This is a genomic window from Klebsiella sp. GG_Kp173, assembly GCF_040062415.1.
Classification (GTDB): Bacteria; Pseudomonadota; Gammaproteobacteria; order Enterobacterales; family Enterobacteriaceae; genus Klebsiella; species Klebsiella quasipneumoniae.
On sequence record NZ_JBEAFZ010000006.1, the window covers coordinates 76,391 to 96,910 of the forward strand.

The 20,520-nt window shown below is 60.6% G+C and carries 22 protein-coding genes; 12 read left to right on the forward strand and 10 right to left on the reverse strand.

The genetic code is table 11. The features are described 5' to 3' along the window. Nucleotide 1: 1 nt before the first annotated feature. A complete protein-coding gene (locus ABLU50_RS05965) occupies nucleotides 2-1,150 on the reverse strand; it encodes an iron-containing alcohol dehydrogenase (protein ID WP_087833283.1) in 1,149 nt (382 codons plus the stop codon). 174 nt (nucleotides 1,151-1,324) lie between these two features. Here ABLU50_RS05965 and ABLU50_RS05970 point away from each other — a divergent pair, with 174 nt between their 5' ends. From ABLU50_RS05970 to ABLU50_RS05980, 3 genes are read left to right on the forward strand one after another with little or no spacing between them, the layout of a single operon-like run. Beyond that, on the forward strand, nucleotides 1,325-2,560 hold the full coding sequence (locus tag ABLU50_RS05970; protein ID WP_087833284.1) for a four-carbon acid sugar kinase family protein: 1,236 nt from the start codon (nucleotides 1,325-1,327) through the stop codon (nucleotides 2,558-2,560). Then, on the forward strand, nucleotides 2,553-3,539 hold the full coding sequence (locus ABLU50_RS05975) for a D-threonate 4-phosphate dehydrogenase (RefSeq protein WP_087833285.1): 987 nt from the start codon (nucleotides 2,553-2,555) through the stop codon (nucleotides 3,537-3,539). Before ABLU50_RS05970 ends, ABLU50_RS05975 begins: the two co-directional genes overlap by 8 nt. 1 nt (nucleotide 3,540) lies before the next feature. Further along, a complete protein-coding gene (locus ABLU50_RS05980; protein WP_048324158.1) occupies nucleotides 3,541-4,302 on the forward strand; it encodes a DeoR/GlpR family DNA-binding transcription regulator in 762 nt (253 codons plus the stop codon). A 21-nt stretch (nucleotides 4,303-4,323) separates the two neighbouring features. On the opposite strand, the gene ABLU50_RS05985 is transcribed toward ABLU50_RS05980, so the two are convergent. Beyond that, nucleotides 4,324-5,268 carry an L-lactate dehydrogenase gene (locus tag ABLU50_RS05985; RefSeq protein WP_017900360.1) on the reverse strand — a complete coding sequence of 315 codons (945 nt, stop codon included), beginning with the start codon at nucleotides 5,266-5,268 and terminating at the stop codon, nucleotides 4,324-4,326. 145 nt (nucleotides 5,269-5,413) lie between these two features. Between ABLU50_RS05985 and ABLU50_RS05990 the strand changes: the two genes are divergently transcribed. After that, nucleotides 5,414-5,896, forward strand: coding sequence for a GNAT family N-acetyltransferase (locus ABLU50_RS05990; RefSeq protein WP_017900361.1), 483 nt, complete (start codon nucleotides 5,414-5,416; stop codon nucleotides 5,894-5,896). Here ABLU50_RS05990 and ABLU50_RS05995 read toward each other — a convergent pair. After that, nucleotides 5,850-6,728: a LysR family transcriptional regulator gene (locus ABLU50_RS05995; protein ID WP_032456014.1), complete on the reverse strand. Its 879-nt coding sequence runs from the start codon at nucleotides 6,726-6,728 to the stop codon at nucleotides 5,850-5,852. The two genes, ABLU50_RS05990 and ABLU50_RS05995, sit on opposite strands and share 47 nt — an antisense overlap. Nucleotides 6,729-6,834: 106 nt before the next feature. Here ABLU50_RS05995 and sad point away from each other — a divergent pair, with 106 nt between their 5' ends. The 7 genes from sad to ABLU50_RS06030 all read left to right on the forward strand — a co-directional run bounded on the left by sad (nucleotide 6,835) and on the right by ABLU50_RS06030 (nucleotide 14,007). Then, on the forward strand, nucleotides 6,835-8,220 hold the full coding sequence (gene sad / locus ABLU50_RS06000; RefSeq protein ID WP_004205961.1) for a succinate-semialdehyde dehydrogenase: 1,386 nt from the start codon (nucleotides 6,835-6,837) through the stop codon (nucleotides 8,218-8,220). 80 nt (nucleotides 8,221-8,300) lie between these two features. Continuing rightward, nucleotides 8,301-9,227, forward strand: a complete 927-nt coding sequence (gene glsB / locus ABLU50_RS06005) for a glutaminase B (protein ID WP_004205960.1) — start codon at nucleotides 8,301-8,303, stop codon at nucleotides 9,225-9,227. Then, nucleotides 9,227-9,595, forward strand: coding sequence for a DUF4186 domain-containing protein (locus ABLU50_RS06010; RefSeq protein ID WP_004205959.1), 369 nt, complete (start codon nucleotides 9,227-9,229; stop codon nucleotides 9,593-9,595). The genes glsB and ABLU50_RS06010 overlap by 1 nt, the downstream gene beginning before the upstream one ends. 114 nt (nucleotides 9,596-9,709) lie before the next feature. Further along, nucleotides 9,710-11,134 carry a GGDEF domain-containing protein gene (locus ABLU50_RS06015; RefSeq protein WP_057215154.1) on the forward strand — a complete coding sequence of 475 codons (1,425 nt, stop codon included), beginning with the start codon at nucleotides 9,710-9,712 and terminating at the stop codon, nucleotides 11,132-11,134. A gap of 77 nt (nucleotides 11,135-11,211) precedes the next feature. Continuing rightward, nucleotides 11,212-11,742, forward strand: coding sequence for a GNAT family N-acetyltransferase (locus ABLU50_RS06020; RefSeq protein ID WP_087833287.1), 531 nt, complete (start codon nucleotides 11,212-11,214; stop codon nucleotides 11,740-11,742). Nucleotides 11,743-11,855: 113 nt separating this feature from the next. After that, nucleotides 11,856-13,307 (forward strand): tagaturonate reductase, encoded by a 1,452-nt coding sequence (locus ABLU50_RS06025; RefSeq protein ID WP_087833288.1) that lies wholly within the window; start codon nucleotides 11,856-11,858, stop codon nucleotides 13,305-13,307. A 253-nt stretch (nucleotides 13,308-13,560) separates the two neighbouring features. Beyond that, nucleotides 13,561-14,007 (forward strand): GNAT family N-acetyltransferase, encoded by a 447-nt coding sequence (locus tag ABLU50_RS06030; RefSeq protein WP_004205953.1) that lies wholly within the window; start codon nucleotides 13,561-13,563, stop codon nucleotides 14,005-14,007. Nucleotides 14,008-14,216: 209 nt separating this feature from the next. Here the strand turns inward: ABLU50_RS06030 and ABLU50_RS06035 are convergent, their stop codons facing one another. From ABLU50_RS06035 to ABLU50_RS06065, 7 genes are all read right to left on the reverse strand, one after another. Continuing rightward, a complete protein-coding gene (locus tag ABLU50_RS06035; RefSeq protein ID WP_004205951.1) occupies nucleotides 14,217-14,597 on the reverse strand; it encodes a tautomerase family protein in 381 nt (126 codons plus the stop codon). Further along, nucleotides 14,588-14,908, reverse strand: coding sequence for a carboxymuconolactone decarboxylase family protein (locus ABLU50_RS06040; protein ID WP_049115607.1), 321 nt, complete (start codon nucleotides 14,906-14,908; stop codon nucleotides 14,588-14,590). The genes ABLU50_RS06035 and ABLU50_RS06040 overlap by 10 nt, the downstream gene beginning before the upstream one ends. A 161-nt stretch (nucleotides 14,909-15,069) precedes the next feature. After that, the gene (gene tam / locus ABLU50_RS06045; protein ID WP_060655803.1) at nucleotides 15,070-15,831 is read right to left on the reverse strand and encodes a trans-aconitate 2-methyltransferase; all 762 of its coding nucleotides are present in this window, start codon (nucleotides 15,829-15,831) and stop codon (nucleotides 15,070-15,072) included. 202 nt (nucleotides 15,832-16,033) lie between these two features. Next, nucleotides 16,034-16,324 (reverse strand): hypothetical protein, encoded by a 291-nt coding sequence (locus ABLU50_RS06050; RefSeq protein WP_004205945.1) that lies wholly within the window; start codon nucleotides 16,322-16,324, stop codon nucleotides 16,034-16,036. 229 nt (nucleotides 16,325-16,553) lie between these two features. Next, a complete protein-coding gene (locus tag ABLU50_RS06055; protein ID WP_004205944.1) occupies nucleotides 16,554-17,741 on the reverse strand; it encodes an MFS transporter in 1,188 nt (395 codons plus the stop codon). 155 nt (nucleotides 17,742-17,896) lie between these two features. After that, nucleotides 17,897-18,319, reverse strand: a complete 423-nt coding sequence (locus ABLU50_RS06060) for a VOC family protein (protein WP_004205943.1) — start codon at nucleotides 18,317-18,319, stop codon at nucleotides 17,897-17,899. A gap of 202 nt (nucleotides 18,320-18,521) precedes the next feature. After that, nucleotides 18,522-19,367, reverse strand: a complete 846-nt coding sequence (locus ABLU50_RS06065; RefSeq protein ID WP_017900370.1) for a LysR substrate-binding domain-containing protein — start codon at nucleotides 19,365-19,367, stop codon at nucleotides 18,522-18,524. An 89-nt stretch (nucleotides 19,368-19,456) separates the two neighbouring features. On the opposite strand from ABLU50_RS06065, the gene ABLU50_RS06070 reads away from it, so the two are divergent. After that, on the forward strand, nucleotides 19,457-20,515 hold the full coding sequence (locus tag ABLU50_RS06070; protein WP_176391554.1) for a nitronate monooxygenase: 1,059 nt from the start codon (nucleotides 19,457-19,459) through the stop codon (nucleotides 20,513-20,515). Nucleotides 20,516-20,520 lie beyond the last annotated feature (5 nt).

A 20,520-nucleotide genomic window follows, 5' to 3' on the forward strand; every position in this document is an offset into this window, starting at 1 on the left:
GTTAGGCATGTTCTGGAAACAGCGTCTGGTAGATGGCCGCGATCTCTTCGCGGCTGACGCTGCAGGGGGCATTGTTCATCAGGCGTTTAACGTTTTGCGCCGCCGCGCTGAGGGCGGGGATGCTGTCTGCGGGAACGCCGAGCGCGGCGAGGTTATCGGGCAGCGGTAAGCGTTTGACCAGCGCCGCCAGCCACGCCACCAGCGCATGAGATTTCTCTTCCTCACTGAGGCTGAGATCCGCGTCGGGGATCAGATTCCAGACCTGAGCGAACTTCGCCACCGCGTGGGGGCGGACCACCCGCATGCAGGGTGCCAGCAGAATGGCGTTGGCCACCCCGTGCGGCAGGTGCCAGGTGCCGCCGAGCGGATAGGAGAGCGCATGCACCAGGTGGGTGCCGGCATGGTTGATCGCCGCGCCGCCGTACCACGACGCCCAGAGCATCTCCAGCTTCGCCGTCAGATCCTGCGGCTGATTCACCGAGCGTTCGATATGGCGCACCAGCTTGTGTAAACCGATTAACGCCGCGTTGTCGCTCACCGGATTGGCCACGGTGGAGGTAAAGCACTCCAGCAGATGACACAGGGCATCGATGCCGGTCGACGCCGCGATGCTGGCCGGCATGCTGGTGGTCAGCTCCGGTAGCAGGGCGACATAGTCCGGCAGGAGCACCGGGGAGATGATCCCCACTTTGGTCTGCTGCTCGGGGATTGCCAGAATGGCGTTCGGCGTCGCTTCGGAGCCGGTCCCGGCGGTGGCCGGGATTAACAATGAGCCGATCCGTCGTTGCGGCTGCTCGCCTGCCAGCAGGGCCGTCAGAGCGGGCGCCTCAGGGTGCAGAAGTACGGACAGCAATTTTGCTACATCCAGCACGCTTCCCCCGCCGATGCCAACAACTAACTGTGGCTGGCTGGCGTCGAGCTGGCTGACGATCTGCGCCACATCGTGATGGCTGGGCTCGGCCGGTACCGTGTCAATGACCTCAACTACACGCCCCTTAGCCGCCAGCAGACGATGGATCGCCTGGGTTGCTTCCAGCGCCCCGACGTTCTTGTCGGTCACCAGCAGGATAGAGGTTTTACCGGCCAATAACGGGAGCAGAGCCGATGAGGCACCCGCCCCGCTGATAATCGTGCTGTGTATCGTCGCCACGCGTTTCTCCTTGGTAGCAATTGATTATTTTCAATCATTCGTGAGTTATGGAACTCGTCTGATGGGGAAAAGTTATAATTTATACGGCGGGTTAATAACTTGAGCTTGCTCACATTTAATCAATTATGATTGAATATAATCAATTCATAATTTCATCGACCACAAGGCAGGACAATGAACGACGGCAATAACAACGTGCTGGTGTTGGCGGATGACTTTACCGGGGCCAATGACGCCGGGGTCAGCCTCGCAGAGGCGGGAATGGCGGTGGAAGTGGCATTCACCGCCGGGCAGACGTCCTCCGTGCGGTCATTAATTCTCAACAGCGACAGCCGGGCGATGACCGCCGCCGAGGCGGCGGATAAGGTCACCGCTCTGCTGCGCGACGCAGCGACATTCGTCCCACACTGGCAGGTAAAGAAGATCGACTCCACGCTGCGCGGGAACCCCGGTGCCGAGCTGGAGGCCATGATGGCGGTGCAGAACTGCCGGGTGGCGGTGGTGGCGCCGGCGTATCCGGCGGCCGGGCGGCATACCCGTGACGGACGCTGCTATGTGTATGGGGTGGCCCTCGATCAGACCGAATTTGCCAGCGACCCGAAAACGCCGGTGAGCCGGGCGGAGATTAGCGAAATTATCGCCATGCAGAGCCGTCTTCCCTGTCTGACCTTGAACGCTAGCCAGCTCCCGGCGGCATTAGCGATGGCGGGCGAGGAGAAGCGAGTATTGATTGTCGACGCCTGGGAAGACAGCCAACTGGATCAGGTGATCGACGCCGTCGCGCCCCATGCGCGAGAGACGCTGCTGGTCGGCTCGGCGGGACTTTGCGAGGCGCTGGCCCGCCGCCTTCGCCGCAGCGAGCAGGGGCCTCTGCTGGCGGTGGTTGGTTCGATGAGCGAGATGGCGCAGCGCCAGGTCGCTGCGCTGCAGGCTCACTCCCGAGTGAGGAAGATTGAAATTGATGTCGAACAGGCCTTTAGCGGATCACCGAAGGAGGAAGCCTCGCGGATCGCCGAGGTGCTGCGTGAGGGGCAGCACTGCGTGGTGACCACCCGCCCGAATCACGCCGCCCGGCACGGGATTGAAGCCCAGTGTCGCGAACATGGCCTCAGCCGCGCGGCCTACGGGGAGCGCATCTGCGCCTGGCTTGCCGACGTCACGGCGCAGGCGGTGGCGCAGTGCCCTCCGGGCGCGCTGTATCTTTCCGGTGGTGATGTAGCCATCGCCGTCGCGCACGCGCTGGGTGCCAGCGGTTTCCAGATCCGTGGCCGGGTGGCGGCCTGCGTTCCTTACGGACATTTTCTCGGTGGCCGCTGGTCGCGGCCGGTGATGACCAAAGCCGGAGGATTCGGCACCGACACCACGCTGTTACATGTTGTGAATTTTATTGAGGAGAAACTGAGTGTCTAAAATGATTGCAGTCACAATGGGCGACCCGGCAGGTATTGGTCCGGAGATTATTATTAAATCCCTCGCCGAGGGGGCGCTGAGCGGCGCGCCGGTGGTGGTGGTAGGCTGCGCGCAGACGCTGCGGCGGATCCTGGCGCTGAATATCACGCCGCGGGTGGAGCTGCGCATCATCGACAATCCCGCCGAAGCAGTATTTACCCCGGCGACGATTAACGTTATCGATGAACCGCTCAGCGATCCGCAGGGGCTGCGTCCTGGCGAAGTCCAGGCTCAGGCGGGCGATCTGGCATTTCGTTGCATCAGACGGGCGACCGCCCTCGCACTGGAGGGCGCGGTCGCGGCCATCGCTACCGCACCGCTAAATAAAGAGGCGCTGCATCTCGCCGGGCACGCTTATCCCGGCCATACCGAACTGCTGGCCCACCTGACGCAGACTACAGATTACGCCATGGTGCTGTATACCGAGAAACTTAAAGTTATCCATATCACTACCCATATTTCCTTGCGCCAGTTCCTCGATACCCTCAACCAGCCGCGGATTGAGACGGTGATTGGCGTGGCGGATCGGTTTTTGCGCCGCGTCGGCTATCCGCGTCCGCGTATTGCGGTCGCAGGCGTCAACCCGCACGCCGGGGAGAACGGCCTGTTTGGCGATGAAGAGATCCGCATCGTCGCCCCCGCAGTGGCCGCCATGCGGGCGCAGGGCGTGGAGGTGACCGGCCCCTGTCCGCCGGATACGGTGTTTATGCAGTGTCATGAGGGGATGTACGACATGGTGGTGGCGATGTATCACGACCAGGGGCACATCCCGCTGAAGCTGCTGGGATTCTATGATGGGGTGAATATCACCGCCGGGCTGCCGTTTATCCGCACCTCTGCGGATCATGGCACCGCGTTTGATATTGCCTGGACAGGTAAAGCGAAGTCTGAGAGCATGGCAACCTCCATTGAGCTCGCCATGCACATCGCGCAGGAATAACATGAAGGGATATAACCGGTTAGAGCAGATTATGGACTTCCTGAAAAGCCATAATCTGGTGACAGTCGACCAGCTGGTGGCGGCGACCAACGCCTCGCCGGCCACCATTCGCCGTGACCTGATCAAACTCGATCAGGAAGGGGTGATCAGCCGCACGCATGGCGGGGTGACGTTAAACCGGTTTATTCCTGCCCAGCCGACGACGCTGGAGAAAGCCCAGCGCAGCCCGCTGGAAAAGCAGGCGATCGCCAGCGCGGCGGCAGCGCTGGTGAAAGCCGGCGACGCCATTGTGCTTGATGCCGGCACCACCATGATTGAACTGGCGCGGCAGATCACCCATCTGCCGCTGCGGGTGATCACCAGCGATTTACATATCGCCCTGTTTTTGTCGGAGTTTAAGCAGATTGAAGTGACGATTATCGGCGGCCGCATCGATGACAGCAGCCAGTCGTGCATTGGCGATCACGGCCGCCGCCTGCTGCAGGCCATCTGGCCCGATCTCGCCTTCGTCAGTTGCAACGGCTGGGACCTTGAGAAAGGGATCACCGCCCCGACGGAAGAGAAGGCCGCCCTGAAGCGCGATCTGATGGCCAATGCTCGCCGGCGCATCCTGCTGGCGGACAGCTCGAAATACGGTGCCTGGTCACTGTTCAATATTGCCCCGCTGGAGTCGTTGACCGATATCGTTACCGACAGCCACCTGCCGGAAGCGACCCGCGAGGCGCTGGTGACCCTTTCCCCACAGCTGATCATTGCCGACTGAACCAGACGTCGCCGTCTGCCATCAGGGCAGACGCGCGATATTGGCTTTGATTACCGCAATCGACTGGCTGAACTTCGCCTGCTCTTCGTCGGCCAGCCGCAGTTCGATAATCTGCTCCACGCCCCCCTGGGCCAGCACCGCCGGCACCCCAGCCGCCGCGCCGCAGACCCCGTACTCACCGTCAAGAATGCAGGAGACCGCCAGCGCGCGGTGGCTGCCGGTAAAAATATTACGGCAGATCTCGGCGATGGTGCCTGCCACACCATATTCCGTACAGCCTTTACCGGCGTAGATCTCAAACCCCAGCTTACGCACTTTGTCGGCCATCGCCTCGCGGTCGAGCGGCCGGCCGGTGCGCTGCTGGTAGAGGTCGGCTATCGGCGAGCCATATACCGAGGAGTGCGACCAAACCGGAAACTGAGTGTCGCCGTGCTCGCCGAGGATAAAAGCGTCGATGCTCTGGGCGCCAATGTTCAGCTCCTGCGCCAGCAGACGGCGCAGGCGGGTGGTATCCAGCCAGACGCCGGTGCCCAGCACCTGGCTGCGCGGCAGGCCGGATAGCTGCCATACCTGCCAGGTGATGATGTCGCAGGGGTTCGTGGCCACCAGAAAGATGCCGTTAAACCCATTGGCCATCATCGTTGGCACGATGCGCTTCACTATCTTCGCGGTGGTGGTCAGTTCATCCAGTCGGCTCTGGCCTGGACGCAGCGCGCCGCCGGAGACGGTGATCACCGCGATGTCGACATCAGCGCAGTCGCTGGCCTCGCGGGTAGAGATGGTCATCATCCCCGGCCGATAGGCCGCGGCATCGCTCAGGTCCTGAGCGTGGGCCTCGGCGCGCTGTTGGTTAATGTCGACGAGGATCAGCTCCTCGCAGATACTCTGATTGAGCAGCGCGTAGGCCGCCGACGCGCCGACGTTGCCGGCGCCAATAATCATCACTTTACGGGCTTTGGTGTGCATATTCAGCTCTCAAAAACGAACGGCAGGGGATAAAATTACTGTGTTTCAGTGAGTTAGCGCAAGTGGTTAGCGGCAATATAAGTTAATGCTATGGCGGAAACCGTCCTGAAGCGCGCTACAGTGGCGTAAAAAAAGGAGCTCACCTATGTATACCGTTACCGACATCGCCCCCACCGACGCCGAATTTACCGCCCTGATTGCCGCCCTCGACGCCTGGCAGGAGACACTCTACCCGGCAGAGAGCAACCATCTGCTGGACCTCGGCCAGCTGCCGCCAGAGACAGTGATCGCCCTGGCGATTCGCAGTCCGCAGGGCGAAGCCGTTGGCTGCGGGGCTATCGTCCTCAGCGCTGAAGGTTTTGGCGAGATGAAGCGGGTCTATATCGATCCGCAGCACCGCGGACAGCAGCTGGGAGAAAAGCTGCTGGCGGCCCTGGAGGAGAAAGCGCGGCAGCGCGACTGCCATACTCTGCGCCTGGAGACCGGCATCCATCAGCATGCGGCCATCACCCTCTATACGCGCAACGGCTATCAGACCCGCTGCGCGTTTGCCCCTTACCAGCCCGATCCGCTCAGCGTGTTTATGGAGAAACCGCTGTTCGCCGATCTTCGTTCAGCAGCGCTATAAACGCCTCCAGCTGGCGGGTTTTGGCGCCCCGGCGCCACACCAGCCAGGTGGTGAGCCAGCGCCACTCTTCCGCCAGCGGCCAGGCGGATACCTGCTGATGGCCGGGCATACTTTCCAGCATACTGCGCGGGATCAACGCCAGGCCCGCGCCGGCGATCACGCAGGCCAGCATCCCGTGGTAAGACTCCATCTCGTGGATCCTGCCCGGGGTCGCTCTGTCGGCATGGAACCAGCTCTCAAAATGCCGGCGGTAGGAACAGTTGGCGCGAAAAGCGTAGACATTTGCCCCGTTCACTTCGCTGGCGCGGGCGATGGGCGCGTGGCCGTAGGGGGCGACGATCATCATCTCTTCAGGGAACACCGGCAGCCCCTCCAGGCCTGGATGCACCAGCGGTCCATCAACGAACGCGGCGCTCAGGGCTCCCTCCAGCACGCCGTCGATCATCGTCCCGGAGGGGCCGGTGGAGAGGGCGAGATGAATTTTCGGGTAACGCTGATTAAAGTGGGCCAGGGTGGTGGGGATCCGCACCGCCGCGGTGCTCTCCAGCGAACCGAGAGAGAACAGCCCCTGGGGTTCGTCGCCCGCCACCACCATTCGCGCCTCGTCAACCAGGGCGAGGATCTGCTGGCTGTAGCGTAAAAAGCTGTGGCCTGCGGGGGAGAGGCGCAGCCGCTGGTTCTCGCGAATAAACAGCTCAACGCCAAGATCAGCCTCCAGCTGACGGATGCGGGTGGTGAGGTTGGACGGCACACGATGCACTTTTTGCGCCGCCTGGGTGATGCTGCCGGTGCTGGCGACAGCGTTAAACATCTCAAGTTGAGTCAGGTCCATACCATTCTTCTTTTGTGAATGCGTTGCTTAATATTATTCATTTTCAATGAATGGAAAGGTAAGCCAGAATACGCTCACTTCGCAAGCAACGAGAGAGAGAATAACGATGAATTTATCTGCAACGCACGCCGTCTCCGTCAACCCGACTACCGGTGAGGTGGTCTCCTCGCTGCCGTGGGCCAGCGAACGCGAGGTCGACGCGGCTATCGCTCTCGCCGCGGCGGGTTATCGCCAGTGGCGTCAGACGCCGCTCGCCGCACGCGCCGACGCGCTGCGCCGCATCGGGGCCGAGCTGCGCGCTCGCGGTGAAGAGGTGGCCCAGACGATCACTCTCGAGATGGGCAAACCGATTGCTCAGGCTCGCGGCGAGGTGGCGAAATCCGCCAACCTCTGCGACTGGTATGCCGAACATGGCCCGGCGATGCTGGCGACCGAAGCCACCCTGGTGGAAAATAACCAGGCGGTGATCGAATATCGTCCGCTGGGAGCTATTCTGGCGGTGATGCCGTGGAATTTCCCGGTCTGGCAGGTGCTGCGCGGCGCGGTGCCGATCCTGCTGGCCGGCAACAGCTACCTGCTGAAGCATGCCCCTAACGTAATGGGCAGCGCCCGTCTGCTGGGCGAAATTTTTGCCGCCGCCGGCCTGCCGGAGGGGGTTTTTGGCTGGGTCAATGCCACCAATGACGGCGTTTCGCAGATTATCAATGACGACCGCATCGCGGCGGTGACCGTCACCGGCAGCGTCCGCGCCGGAAAAGCGATTGGCGCTCAGGCGGGCGCAGCGCTGAAGAAATGCGTGCTCGAGCTTGGGGGATCCGATCCCTTTATCGTCCTGAACGACGCCGATCTGGATGAAGCGGTAAAGGCCGCCGTCACCGGCCGGTATCAGAACAGCGGCCAGGTGTGCGCCGCGTCGAAACGCTTTATCCTCGAAGCCGGCATAGCCGAAGCCTTCACCCGCAAATTTGTCGACGCCGTCGCGGCGCTGAAGATGGGCGATCCGCGCGACGAGCAGAATTACGTCGGGCCGATGGCGCGATTCGATCTGCGCGATGAACTGCACCAGCAGGTCACGGCGACCCTCGATGAAGGCGCGACCCTGCTGCTGGGGGCGGAGAAAATCGAAGGGGCGGGCAATTACTACGCGCCCACGGTCCTGGGCAACGTCACCGCCGGAATGACCGGCTTCCGCCAGGAACTGTTTGGTCCGGTGGCGACCCTGACCACCGCCCGAGATGCGGACCACGCGCTGGCCCTCGCCAACGACAGCGAATTTGGCCTGTCAGCAACGGTCTACACCACCGACGAGGCGCAGGCTCAGCGCTTTGCCCGCGAGCTGGAGTGTGGCGGCGTCTTCCTTAACGGCTACTGCGCCAGCGACGCCCGGGTGGCTTTCGGCGGCGTGAAGAAGAGCGGTTTTGGTCGTGAACTGTCGCATTTTGGTCTGCACGAGTTCTGCAATGCGCAGACCGTCTGGAAAGACCGTCGCTAATCTGCGTTTGTCCCTGACGACCGTCGTTCTCGTCTGCTATACTCGCCCACCAAAATTCGACGGTGGGCAAGGAGCCGCGTGTGGCGACGGTGATCAATAACGCAATGCTGGAAGCCATTCTGGCAGAAATCAGGCCGCTGATTGGCCGCGGTAAAGTGGCGGATTATATTCCGGCGCTGGCCAGCGTCAGCGGCGACAAGCTTGGCATCGCTATCAGTACAGTGGACGGGCAACATTTTGCCGCCGGCGATGCGCATGAACGATTCTCCATCCAGTCGATCTCCAAAGTATTGAGTCTGGTGGTGGCCATGAACCACTATCAGGAAGAAGAGATCTGGCAGCGGGTGGGGAAAGATCCCTCTGGCCAGCCGTTTAACTCGCTGCTGCAGCTGGAGATCGAGCAGGGTAAACCGCGCAACCCGTTTATCAACGCCGGGGCGCTGGTGGTTTGCGACATGCTGCAGAGCCGGCTCAGCGCGCCGCGTCAGCGGATGCTGGAGATAGTCCGCCGCCTCAGCGGCGTGGCCGATATCGCCTACGATCCACTGGTGGCCCGCTCTGAGTTTGAACATTCGGCACGCAACGCCGCTATCGCCTGGCTGATGAAATCCTTCGGCAACTTCCATAACGACGTCACCACCGTGCTGCAGAACTATTTTCATTACTGTTCGCTGGAGATGAGCTGCGTCGAGCTGGCGCGAACCTTTCTCTTCCTCGCCGACCGCGGCATCGCCCCGCACCTGGAAAAGCCGGTTATCGCGCCTATTCAGTCCCGTCAGGTGAATGCCCTGATGATGACCAGCGGCATGTACCAGAACGCCGGCGAGTTCGCCTGGCGCGTGGGGCTGCCGGCGAAATCGGGCGTCGGCGGCGGAATTGTGGCGATCGTGCCGCAGGAGATGGCGATCGCGGTGTGGAGCCCGGAGCTTGACGAGGCGGGTAACTCGCTGGCCGGGGTGGCGCTGCTGGAGAAACTGACTCAGCGGCTGGGGAGGTCGGTGTTCTGATGGTCGATCAGGATCGGTTGTTTGCTCGTCTGGCGCGCTCGACGTTTCGTTCGCGCTTCCGGCTGGGGATGAAAGAGCGGCAATATTGTCTCGATAAGGGACCGGAGGTCATCGACCAGCACGCCGCCGATTTCATTCGCCAGCGGCTGGCATCCGCCGCGCCGGCCAATGATGGCAAGCAGACGCCGATGCGCGGTCACCCGGTGTTTATCGCCCAGCACGCGACCGCCACCTGCTGTCGCGGCTGCCTGGAAAAATGGCACGCCATTCCCCACGGCCGCGCGCTGAGCGAGCAGGAACAGCGCTATATTGTGCAGGTGATCCACCGCTGGCTGGTGCTGCAGATGAACGCGCCGTCTGTGCGCTAATTTGCATTTGATCGGCGCCGGAGTATGCCTGATAAATATTCTCATGTTATGATAATCCGCTAACTAACTATTAACATAATAATTGCCTGAAACAATTAGACGGATAATTACTGAATGTCTTCACTGTCGATTCGGTCATTTACACTGTTTCGTGAAGAACAACCCGTGCGCGATGCACTGGTCTTATTTACGTTAACGCTACTGCTGCATTTTCTGGGCGCCATGCTGCGTCTGGTGCAGGAGCTCTCTTTCTTCTGGCCGCTCAACGCCGTGATGGCCGGGATTTTTGCGCGCTACGTATGGCTTAATCGCAGCTATTTTTATGCCGTCTGCTTTGCGGCAATGCTGGTCTATGACGGATTAACCTCGCGCTGGGGAATGGGCTTTGCCTCATTGCTGATTAACTTCTCCAATATTGTCTTTATTGTGACCCTGGCACAGCTGGTGCTGTGGGATAAACGACGCGCCGATTCCATGCCAGGCCCGATTAACGCGCTTAATTTATTCTGTTTCTGTCTGTTAGCCGCGTTGCTGTGCGCAGCGGTCGGCGCGCTGGGGTCGGTGGACGTCGAGCGCGCCACCTTTATCCCCCAGCTGGCGGACTGGTTTAGCGAGCAGTTCTCGACGGCGGTGCTTATCCTGCCGTTTATTCTGACCCTGACGCTGCCATCCGCGTTAAGCGGTTTTCGCTTTCGCCAGCTGCTGCCAGCGCTGGCGCTGGTGCTGTCGATTGCTCTCGGCGTGGCGGTGGGCGGCGCCGGCAGCATTACCTTCCCGTTACCGGCCCTGATCTGGTGCGCCGTGCGCTATCCGCTGCCGCTGACCTGCCTGTTGACCTTTCTCACCGGCATCGGCGAGATACTGCTGGTGGCCAACTCGTTAATTCACTTTTCGCCGGATACGCGAATGCAGCCGTGGCAGCTGTTCTCCACCCGCCTGGGGATCGCGGCTATGCTGATAAGCCCGGTGATCGTCGCCTCCAGCGTCGAGGCGATTAACATGCTGGTGAAGCAGCTGGCCCTGCGCGCTGATTTTGATTTCCAGACCCGCGTCTATTCCCGTTCCGGGCTGAGCGAGGCGCTGAAGCGCCAGGCGCTGCCGGCGGATAAGCTGCTGACGGTGATGGTGCTGGATATCGATGGCTTCAAGCGAGTGAATGATGCTCTGGGCCATGAAGGCGGCGATTGCGTGCTGACCCAGTTTGCCCAGCAGGTTCGACACCTGGTGGGCGAGCAGGGGATGGTTGCCCGTATCGGCGGCGAGGAGTTTGCGGTGGCCGCCGTCGTCGACAGCGCTCAGCAGGGCTATGTGCTGGCGGAGAAGATCCGCCACGGTGTGGAGTCGCAACCCTTCGGCCTCGGTCAGAACCCGATCCATCTGACCATCAGTATGGGACTGGAGACCCGCGAGGTGGGCCAAGCCCGCATTACCGAACTGTTTAACCAGCTGCTGCTGGCGGCGGATGATGAAATGGTCAAAGCCAAACAGACCGGCCGTAACCGCATCTGTATGCCGGCGCTCACCGAAAGCGCGCCATAAGAAAATCCTATCAGGATCTCTCTTGTGTTAATTTTTGGTTAAAAACATAGTGATGTGGTCGATAACAGGGAGCTCTTATGACCACATCCTTTTCACTGCGCACGCTGTCGCGTGACGATATTTTTCATCATCTTCCGGCATTAAGCGATATCCTGGCCAGCTGCGTTAACGGCGGCGCCTCGGTGAGCTTTATGCTGCCTTTCAGTCTGCAAACCGCGACGACCTTCTGGCAACGTACCGCTGACAGTGTGGCGGCCGGGGAGCGCATCGTGCTGGCCGCCCTTGACGCTGACGCGCGCCCCGTCGGCACCGTGCAGCTGATTATCAGCCAGCCGGAAAATCAGCCGCATCGTGCGGATGTCGCCAAACTTTTGGTTCACCAAAATGCCCGCCGCCAGGGTATTGCCAACGCGCTGATGGCGGAGCTGGAGCAAACCGCTCGCCGGGAAGGGAAGACAGTGCTGGTGCTGGACACGGCGACCGGCAGCGGGGCGGAGCAGTTCTATGTTCGCTGCGGCTGGGAAAAAGTGGGGGAAATTCCGCGCTATGCGCTGATGCCAGACGGCAAGATGACTGCCACCTCGCTGTTCTATAAGTTTCTGCCCTGACGGCCGCTATTGCAGAATGCTTTGATCAAAACAGGGTTTCAGTGGTCGTAAAACCTGATAACTTATTGGACCAATTACTCAGGTTGTATGACTACTATTAGAGGGAACCCATTGTGAAAACATTAAACCGTCGTGATTTCCCCGGCGCGCAGTACCCTGACCGTATCGTCCAGTTTGGTGAAGGCAACTTTCTGCGCGCATTCGTTGACTGGCAGCTCGACCTGCTCAACGAGCATACCGACCTGAATGCGGGCATCGTGGTCGTTCGCCCCATTGACACGGATTTTCCACCGTCGCTGAACACCCAGGACGGCCTCTATACCACCATTATCCGTGGTCTCAACGAGCAGGGCGAAGCGGTTAGCGACGCGCGGTTGATCCGATCGGTCAACCGCGAAATCAGCGCTTACGCTGACTACGACGCTTTTTTACGACTGGCGCATAACCCGGAGATACGGTTTGTCTTCTCCAATACCACCGAGGCAGGCATCAGCTACCATGCCGGGGATCGGTTTGACGACGCGCCGCCGGTCAGCTATCCGGCGAAACTAACCCGCCTGCTGTTTGAGCGTTACCAGCATTTCGCCGGCGCAGCCGATAAGGGATGGGTGATTATCCCCTGCGAATTGATCGATTATAACGGTGAGGCGCTGCAGGCCCTGGTCCTGCGCTATGCCGCCGAGTGGCAGCTGCCGCAGGACTTTATCAACTGGCTCACCTCGGCGAACACCTTCTGTTCCACCCTGGTGGATCGCATTGTGACCGGCTATCCGCGCGATGAAGTGGCGGCTCTGGAGGCGCAAACCGGCTATCAAGACGCTTTCCTCGATACCGCTGAGCACTTCTATCTGTTTGTTATCCAGGGGCCCGCTTCGCTGGCCAGCGAGCTGCGTCTCGATAAGCTGCCGCTGAATGTGCGTATCGTCGACGATATCAAGCCCTATAAAGAGCGCAAAGTGGCGATCCTTAACGGGGCGCACACCGCCCTGGTGCCGGTGGCCTTCCAGGCTGGAATCGACACCGTCGGCGAAGCGATGAACGACGCGGAGATTTGCGCGTTTGTCGAAAAAGCGATTTATGACGAGATTATTCCGGTGCTGGACCTGCCGCGCGATGAGCTGGTGTCATTCGCCAGCGCCGTGACCGGGCGCTTCCGCAATCCCTATATCAAACATCAGCTGCTCTCGATCGCCCTCAACGGCATGACCAAGTACCGCACCCGTATTCTGCCGCAGCTGCTGGCAGGGCAGAAGGCGCATGGCACGCTGCCGCCGCGCCTGACCTTCGCGCTGGCGGCGCTGATCGCCTTCTACCGAGGAGAGCGGGAGGGGACAAGCTATCCGGTACAGGATGATGCTGACTGGCTGACGCGCTACCAGACGCTCTGGGCCCGCCATCGCGACGGTCAGATAAGCACCCGCGAGCTGGTTTCCGCTGTGCTCAGCGTGGAGTCCCACTGGGAGCAGGATCTAAGCCAGATCCCCGGACTGGTGGATCAGGTCGCCGCTGACCTTGACGCTATTCTGACCCGCGGAATGCGCGACGCCGTCAGGCCTCTCTGCTGATAGCGGAGTCTCTTCACCCGGCTGCGGCCGGGTTTATTGGCACTCAAATTAGTTACAACATACTTTTTTATTGTCCCGATAGAGCCGGTCAGCAGCCCCGCTGCAAAAGGCTTTTTAGTGCCAAATCGCCCTGCGCAGGCGGGAATTATGGTTAAGCCGCTTGAACAAATATCTGCGCAGGAAAATAATGGCCTTAATACCTGGTTCCTGCCAATGTTCGCAGGCTAATTCATTCATCTGTAAGGAAACTCGCATGGTCATCGATATCCGGGAAGTACGGCCGCATGACAAAGCCGAATGGCTTCAGCTCTGGGAAGGCTATACCCACTTCTACGGCAGTCCGCAGCCGGAAGAGGTGACCGAATGCACCTGGCAGCGGATGCTGGACGTGAACTCACCCGTGCTGGGCAGGGTCGCAGTGGTGAATGATACGGTGGTGGGATTCGCTATCTGCATTCTGCACGAAGGCACCTGGGTCACCACGCCAATCTGCTATCTGGAGGATCTGTTCGTCGATCCAGCTTTCCGCGGACAAGGCATTGCCAGAACGCTGATTAAGTCGCTGCAAACCGAAGGGGCTGATCAAGGCTGGTCACGTCTGTACTGGCATACTCGCCGTGATAATCCCGCCCGCCACCTGTATGATGAATTCACCCCAGCTGACGATTATGTACGCTACAGGATCACCCTTGACTCCTGAAGCGATAAGATGCTGTTAAGCTTTTCCCGCTATAACAGGGGAAACAGGCTCAGGAGAAGCAACGATGGAAAAACGTCTCGAAACAGTGGTCAATCTGATAATGTTTCTTTCGCTATTGGCGACGGCCTGGGATCTGTCACTGGTGCATCATCTCGCCTGGTAGCAACTAAATAGCCTGAATCGCGGCGCCCTTGCAGGCGCCGCCTGACTTATTCACCCGCCATTTTGCCGGCGCTAAAACTCCAGTCCTCCAGCTGGTTAAACTGGATCACCACCATCACGTCCTGCGGGCTGACCGCCATCTCATCGGCTAACCGCGCGCAGAGCCGACGATAGAGCCCCTGTTTTTGCGCCCGGCGGCGCGGTTTTCCGGCGAAAATATGAAACAGCACGAAGCGGTCGCTGCGACCGCCGCTAAGATAATGCGGGTCGTAAATGCGCTGCCCGTCGGCGGTCTGCTCGATAAACTGAAATTTGTCCGCCGGCGGCACGGCAAACTCCGCCACCAGACACTCATGGAATAGCGCCGACAGCTGAGCAAACTCCGCGGGACGCCATGCCGTACCAAGCGAAATTCGGGTCAGAGGCATGGCGCCTCCTGCGCGTTCAGGCAGGTCAGGGCGCTGGCCGCCGCCGGCCAGCCGGCGTAGAACGCCAGGTGGGTAAATAATTCGACAATTTCCTCCTGGCTCAGGCCATTTTGATAGCCGTAGGCGATATGCCAGGGCAGTTGCTCGGTTTTGCCCAGCGCCGTCAGGGCGGAGAGGGTGATTAAGCTGCGTTCCCGGGGCGACAGCTCGCTGCGCGCCCAGATATCGCCAAACAGCACCGTTTCGGTCAGTTCTGCCAGTTTTGGCGCAATGGCAGCCAGCGTGTGGCGATCGACAGGGGTGGTATCCATGGTGACTCCCGTTACAGGTTGAAGTGGTCGTCACTGTCGCACGCTGAGGAATGTGTTGAATATCGCAATGTTCAGGATAATTGATCCTGAAAAACAGGAATGTTTGCTGGCTCGACTTGCTTATGTATTGGTTATGTTTTACTCCACGCTCAAGGCAACCCTCAGGCGGCTATTTTTCGCGCCACGATAAACAGACGTGGAAAGCGCAGAAGCACCATTCCGTTACACTGTAACGGATAGTGGTCGGCCAACAATGCCAAATAGCGGGTCAGAAAGGCGCTTTTGGCCTGCTCATCGAGGTCCGTCAGATAAGGTCGCAATCCGGTGCCCTGCAGCCAGTCGACTATCGCCTGATGAGAAGCGAGCGGATGAAGATAGGTGGTGCGCCAGATATCAACTTCACAGCCCTGACGGGTGAGCAGATCGTACCAGGCGTCCGGCGGAAGCAGGGGCTGGCGGCCGCGGTCCGGCAATCCCAGCTCGCCGGCGACCTGACGCATCAGAGTATGGGAGGGCTCCTGCCAGTTATCCGGCATCTGCACCGCCAGCGTACCGTTATCCGCCAGCTGATTCACCAGATGCGGAAACAGCGTCTCATGATCCGCCAGCCACTGCAGCGAGGCGTTGGCATAGATCACGTCTGGCGGTTGCGCAGGCCGCCAGCTGGCGATATCGGCCTCGATGAACTCACAGTCGGGTAAGGCCCGCGCCGCCTGGTCCAGCATGGCCGGGGAGTTATCGATACCGACGATCGCCGCCAGCGGCCAGGCGGCACGCAGCAGGCGGGTACTGTTGCCCGGCCCGCAGCCGAGGTCAACGACGCTCTCAACCTGCAGGTGAGCGATACGGGAAAGCAGGTCAGCCGCCGGGCGGGTGCGCTCAGCGTCAAACTGCAGATACAGCGAAGGATTCCAGTCAGCCATCGGGCGTTGTCCTGTGTGAGGGAGACAGGGCAAAGCATAGAACGCCCAGGGCCGCCTGTCAGGGGAAATGATCCCCTGCAGCACCTGGCAGCGTGACACTGTCACAGATAAAATGGCATCAGCAGGCTATCGCGTGCGGTATGGGCACATTGTGAGGGGAAGCGGATTGGTCAGCATCTGCGCCCGCAGCGGGCGCAGTGGCTTATTCGGCGTTCTTCAGCGCTTCGGCGCGGCTGGCGGTGGCGTAAACAAAATCCAGCATCGGCTCGAGATCGGTATCGTAGCCGGCCTGAATAATCTTCCCGCGCAGCCATTCGATTTCACTGGTGATATCGGGATGGAAAATGTTGTTATCCTGCGCCCGGCGCAGCCATTTCAGTAGAAAGTTGTTCTTTCCACGGATACCGCCCGACTTTTTCGACTTTCCGTGCATCTTCAGCGCGACCAGGACGCAGTAATAGAAATGAACGCGCTGATTAAAACTTTGGTGCATGTCTGTGTTTCCCGCCAGAATCAGGAATTCACCGTGTGGGTCAGTGATTCGGATTGGACTACGGCGGCGGGCTGGATCGTTGCGCGATCTCTGTTGTTTTCCGCCACCGTCCTTGCATCTGTCGCCAGACGCTGAGGGGGATGTTGGCACGGAAGCCGAATCGTCGTCAATTGCCGATTCGTTTTTTGCCGGTGTCGGCAGCCCGCGGCGATCCGCGAGCCGGGCCTGGCTACGTCCTGACCGCTGCCCGCTGTTGCAGATGTACGCGTAAAATCAGCAGGAAAGCGAACACGACGACGATCGCCGCCAGCAGATACAGGGTGGCGAGATCGTAGTAGCCGGCGACCCAGCCGGCCAGCGGCCCGGTCAGCCCCAGCGCGAGGTCAAGGAACGCCGAGTAGGTGCCGAGGGCGGTCCCCTGGTTTTGCTCTTCCACCTGTTTTACCGCCTCAACCCCCAACGCCGGGAAGACCAGCGAAAAACCCGAGCCGGTGAGGAAGGCGCCGATGCCCGCCACCCAGGCTGACGGCGCCAGCCAGATAAGCAGCAGACCGAGACATTCGATGACGAAGCAGGCCAGGGAGACCGGGACTCCGCCGTAGCGGGTGATGGTATTCCCCAGCACCAGGCGAACACAGATAAAACCGACGCTGAACAGCGAGAGGGTAAACGCGGCGCCCTGCCAGCTGTGCGCGGCAAAGTAAAGGGTGATAAAGGTGGCGATAACGCCGAAACCGACGGTGCCAAAGGCCAGCCCCAGGCCATAAGGCCAGATTTTGCGCACCACCGCGTGAAAGGGCGCTCTGACACCGGCGGTCACGCTGACGTCTTGCCGCGTGCGGGCGAACAGCAGGCCGATGGCGGCGACCATCACCACCACCGTGGCAAAGCCGCTGATGCCGAAATAGTGGTTAAGAGTGACCCCCAGCGGCGCGCCCACCGCCATCGCCACATAGGTCGCCACGCCGTTCCACGAGATCACCCGCGACGTATGGATCGCGCCGACGGTTTTGATCCCCCAGAGGGTGGCTCCGGTGGCGGTAAAGCTCTCGCCGACGCCAAGAAATACCCGGCCCGCCAACAGCGCGGCAATCGCCAGCATGGGCATCGTCTGCAACATTACCGCCAGCAGCGTGAAGGCGCCGCTAAGCAGACAGCAGACGATCCCGAGGCTAACCACTCTTTTCGGCCCCCAGATATCGGTATAGCGCCCGGCGTGCGGCCGGCTTATTAGCGTGGAGATGTACTGCAGACTGATCACAATACCGGCGACAAAGGTGCTGTAGCCCAGCTGATAGTGAATATAACCCGGTAGAACGGCCAGTGGCAGACCAATCGAGAGATAGCAGATACAGGTAAAAACAACGATCGAAATGATGCGCAAATTAAGCTGTGTGGTGCTGACGGAAGTGCTCATAGGGATAAAGGGTTAATACATAGGGATGTTTAGCATAGCGCGCCGCGAGAAGGCTGGCGAGTCGGGAAGGCGTTTTATCGGTAACCGACGGGAACGTTGTCTGTCCGAAGGTAAATAATTGCTTTTGCAGCGGTTGACGCCAGCCCCGATCATCGTCAGCTCGCCGCCACATGCGACTCATCGCCCACCACGCCCCAGGCGCGGTTTTGCAGCACGGTGCGATAGCCGTCGCGGTCGACGAAAGTGACGCCGTTGACCTCCCAGTAGGGGTTGAACGCCGTGACGCGCAGAAACCCGGCGGCGTCCATGGCGCTGCATTGTGCCTCCCAGGCCTGACGCTGCGGATAGTACAGCACCAGCAGATCTTCATCTCCTGGCGAGGGGGTAACGGGATGGTGGCGGCAGTGGGTGAATTCCAGATGCCAGCTGGCATCCGCGGAGCCGATCATAATCCCGCTAAATCCTTCATGATCGGTAAAGCTGCCAAGTTCCTGCAGCCCCAGCCCGGCACAATACATGCTGGCGCTGGTCTCCAGTTCGCTGACCGGTCTGGCGATGCGCATGTGGCAGAACGACATATTGACTCCCATAAGGCGTAGGCCGGATCAGGCGCAGCCGCCACCCGGCAAAAAAGCGGTGTCACAGCCGCGACCTGTGGCGAAAAGCGATTCTGTCGCTGTTGTCGCTCGGGTTGATACTGTAGCGGCAAAACGCCTCTGCGTTTGTCGGCAAGAGCTCTGGTTCGCCCTCTGCGCGTGTGTCACTGAATCCTCTTCTAGCTTAGCCGTTCGCAGCGCTTTGCAACAGGATGCGCCACTCGCTGAGGGCGGAGGTGCTGAACCCCTGACGCCAGATAAGCTGGGTGGTCGCCTCGCACAGCGGTTCGCTAAGGCAGTTTTCGGGAAGCGTCATCAGCGACAGCACGCTCTGCGGCAGCAGGCAGACGTAGCGCCCGGAGGCCACGCAGGCCAGCATGCTGTGATAGGAACTAACCTCATGCACCTCGACGGCCGCCTGTTGCTCCGCCAGCCAGCGCTCTCCTAACGCCCGATAGCTGCAGCCGCTGGTAAATGCCGCGAACCGCAGCGGGCCCGCGCCCTGCGGCCGGACCAGCATCAGGGTTTCCTGAAACACCGGGACAGATTCCAGCCCGGGCGGGCATGTCGGTTGGCCATCCGGCCCTGGCGGCAGGCAGACCAGCGCGGCATCGAGGGCGGCGGTGAATACCCCCTCGGCTAACTGGCGGGTCGGCCGGGTGCTGAGGGTGACATCTACCTGCGGGCATTGCTGTTGGAAGCGGGTAAGCAGCGGCGGCAGACGGCTGGCGGCGGTCGCCTCCATCGCGCCCAGCCGCAGGCTGCCGCCGGGTGTGGTCGGATGCAGAGCCTGCTTTGCCTCCTCCGCCAGGCTCAGGATCCGCCGGGCATAGCTGAGAAACTGAACGCCTGCCGGCGACAGCACCATTTTTTTGTTGCCGCGGACGAAAAGCTCCACGGCAAGCTCCTCTTCCAGCTGCTGAATACGGGTGGTGATATTAGACTGGGCGCGGCCAAGCCGTTTTGCTGCCAGGGTGACGCTTTGCGTGTCGGCCACCTGGATAAAAATCTGCAGTGTGCTGTGGTTCATATTTTTATTCTCAATATGATAATGATGTTGATCTTATCATCTTTAAAAGAGATGGTAAGCCTCCGGCATCACTCATCTACGAGGAACTCATGCAAAATTCACCGCGTTCGCTTCTTGATATTGACTACCCCCTGATCCAGGCCCCGATGGCGGGCGTCTCCACCCCCGCGCTGGCTGCTGCGGTGAGTAATGCCGGGGCGCTGGGTTCGCTGGGGCTGGGCGCTGCAACCGTTGCCCAGGCGGAAGCGATGATCGTCGCCACCCGCCAGCTGACGGACCGGCCGTTCAATGTCAATTTATTTTGCCATGCGCCGCCGCGGCGCGACGCCCCACGTGAAGCGGACTGGGCAGAGACGCTGCGCCCCCATTTTACCCGCTTTGGCAGTACGCCTCCGGCATCGCTTAGGGAGATATACCAGACGTTTATCGGCCACACCGCCATGCTGGAGCTGCTTCTCGACCACTCGCCGGCGGTGGTGAGCTTTCATTTCGGCCTTCCTGAAGGTGAGACGATCCAGCGTCTGCGACAGCAGGGGATTGTCACCCTGGCGACGGCAACCTCGCTCCAGGAGGCGCTGCTGATTGAACAGCAGGGGATCGACGTGGTGGTCGCTCAGGGCTATGAGGCGGGCGGACACCGGGGGAGCTTTGCTCCGCAGGAGCCTGACGCGCAGCTGAGCACCTTCACCCTGGTGCAACTTCTGCGGCGTCGACTAACCATCCCGGTGGTGGCCGCCGGGGGCATCATGGACGGAGCGGGGATCGCTAGCGTGATGCAGTTGGGGGCGCAGGGCGTACAGCTCGGTACGGCGTTTTTACTGTGTCCGGAATCGGCCGCCGACGCCGGCTATCGCGCGGCGATCCACAACAGCCTTGACGGGCGTACGGTGCTGACCTCCGCGATATCCGGGCGTCCGGCACGCTGTCTGGCTAATGCCTTCTGCGCGCTGGGGGAAGCCTGTCCGACGAGCGCCGTGCCGGATTATCCGCTGGCGTATGATATCGGCAAAGCGCTGGCCGCCGCCGCGAAAGCCCAGGGCGTCCATGAGTATGGCGCCCACTGGGCCGGGCAGGGGGTGGGGTTGATCCGCGAGTGTGACGCCGCCAGTCTGGTCCGCCAGCTGGCGGCAGAGAGCGGCTGGAACTAATGACT

Coding starts and splice junctions, on each gene's coding strand:
- ABLU50_RS06035 (WP_004205951.1), bottom strand. CDS start 14,597: ATGCCTCTGACCCGAATTTCGCTTGGTACGGCATGGCGTCCCGCGGAG.
- ABLU50_RS05970 (WP_087833284.1), top strand. CDS start 1,325: ATGAACGACGGCAATAACAACGTGCTGGTGTTGGCGGATGACTTTACC.
- ABLU50_RS06050 (WP_004205945.1), bottom strand. CDS start 16,324: ATGCACCAAAGTTTTAATCAGCGCGTTCATTTCTATTACTGCGTCCTG.
- ABLU50_RS06020 (WP_087833287.1), top strand. CDS start 11,212: ATGACCACATCCTTTTCACTGCGCACGCTGTCGCGTGACGATATTTTT.
- ABLU50_RS06065 (WP_017900370.1), bottom strand. CDS start 19,367: ATGAACCACAGCACACTGCAGATTTTTATCCAGGTGGCCGACACGCAA.
- ABLU50_RS05980 (WP_048324158.1), top strand. CDS start 3,541: ATGAAGGGATATAACCGGTTAGAGCAGATTATGGACTTCCTGAAAAGC.
- ABLU50_RS06055 (WP_004205944.1), bottom strand. CDS start 17,741: ATGAGCACTTCCGTCAGCACCACACAGCTTAATTTGCGCATCATTTCG.
- ABLU50_RS06070 (WP_176391554.1), top strand. CDS start 19,457: ATGCAAAATTCACCGCGTTCGCTTCTTGATATTGACTACCCCCTGATC.
- ABLU50_RS05985 (WP_017900360.1), bottom strand. CDS start 5,268: ATGCACACCAAAGCCCGTAAAGTGATGATTATTGGCGCCGGCAACGTC.
- ABLU50_RS06010 (WP_004205959.1), top strand. CDS start 9,227: ATGGTCGATCAGGATCGGTTGTTTGCTCGTCTGGCGCGCTCGACGTTT.
- ABLU50_RS05990 (WP_017900361.1), top strand. CDS start 5,414: ATGTATACCGTTACCGACATCGCCCCCACCGACGCCGAATTTACCGCC.
- ABLU50_RS05995 (WP_032456014.1), bottom strand. CDS start 6,728: ATGGACCTGACTCAACTTGAGATGTTTAACGCTGTCGCCAGCACCGGC.
- ABLU50_RS06015 (WP_057215154.1), top strand. CDS start 9,710: ATGTCTTCACTGTCGATTCGGTCATTTACACTGTTTCGTGAAGAACAA.
- ABLU50_RS06030 (WP_004205953.1), top strand. CDS start 13,561: ATGGTCATCGATATCCGGGAAGTACGGCCGCATGACAAAGCCGAATGG.
- ABLU50_RS06040 (WP_049115607.1), bottom strand. CDS start 14,908: ATGGATACCACCCCTGTCGATCGCCACACGCTGGCTGCCATTGCGCCA.
- sad (WP_004205961.1), top strand. CDS start 6,835: ATGAATTTATCTGCAACGCACGCCGTCTCCGTCAACCCGACTACCGGT.
- tam (WP_060655803.1), bottom strand. CDS start 15,831: ATGGCTGACTGGAATCCTTCGCTGTATCTGCAGTTTGACGCTGAGCGC.
- ABLU50_RS06060 (WP_004205943.1), bottom strand. CDS start 18,319: ATGTCGTTCTGCCACATGCGCATCGCCAGACCGGTCAGCGAACTGGAG.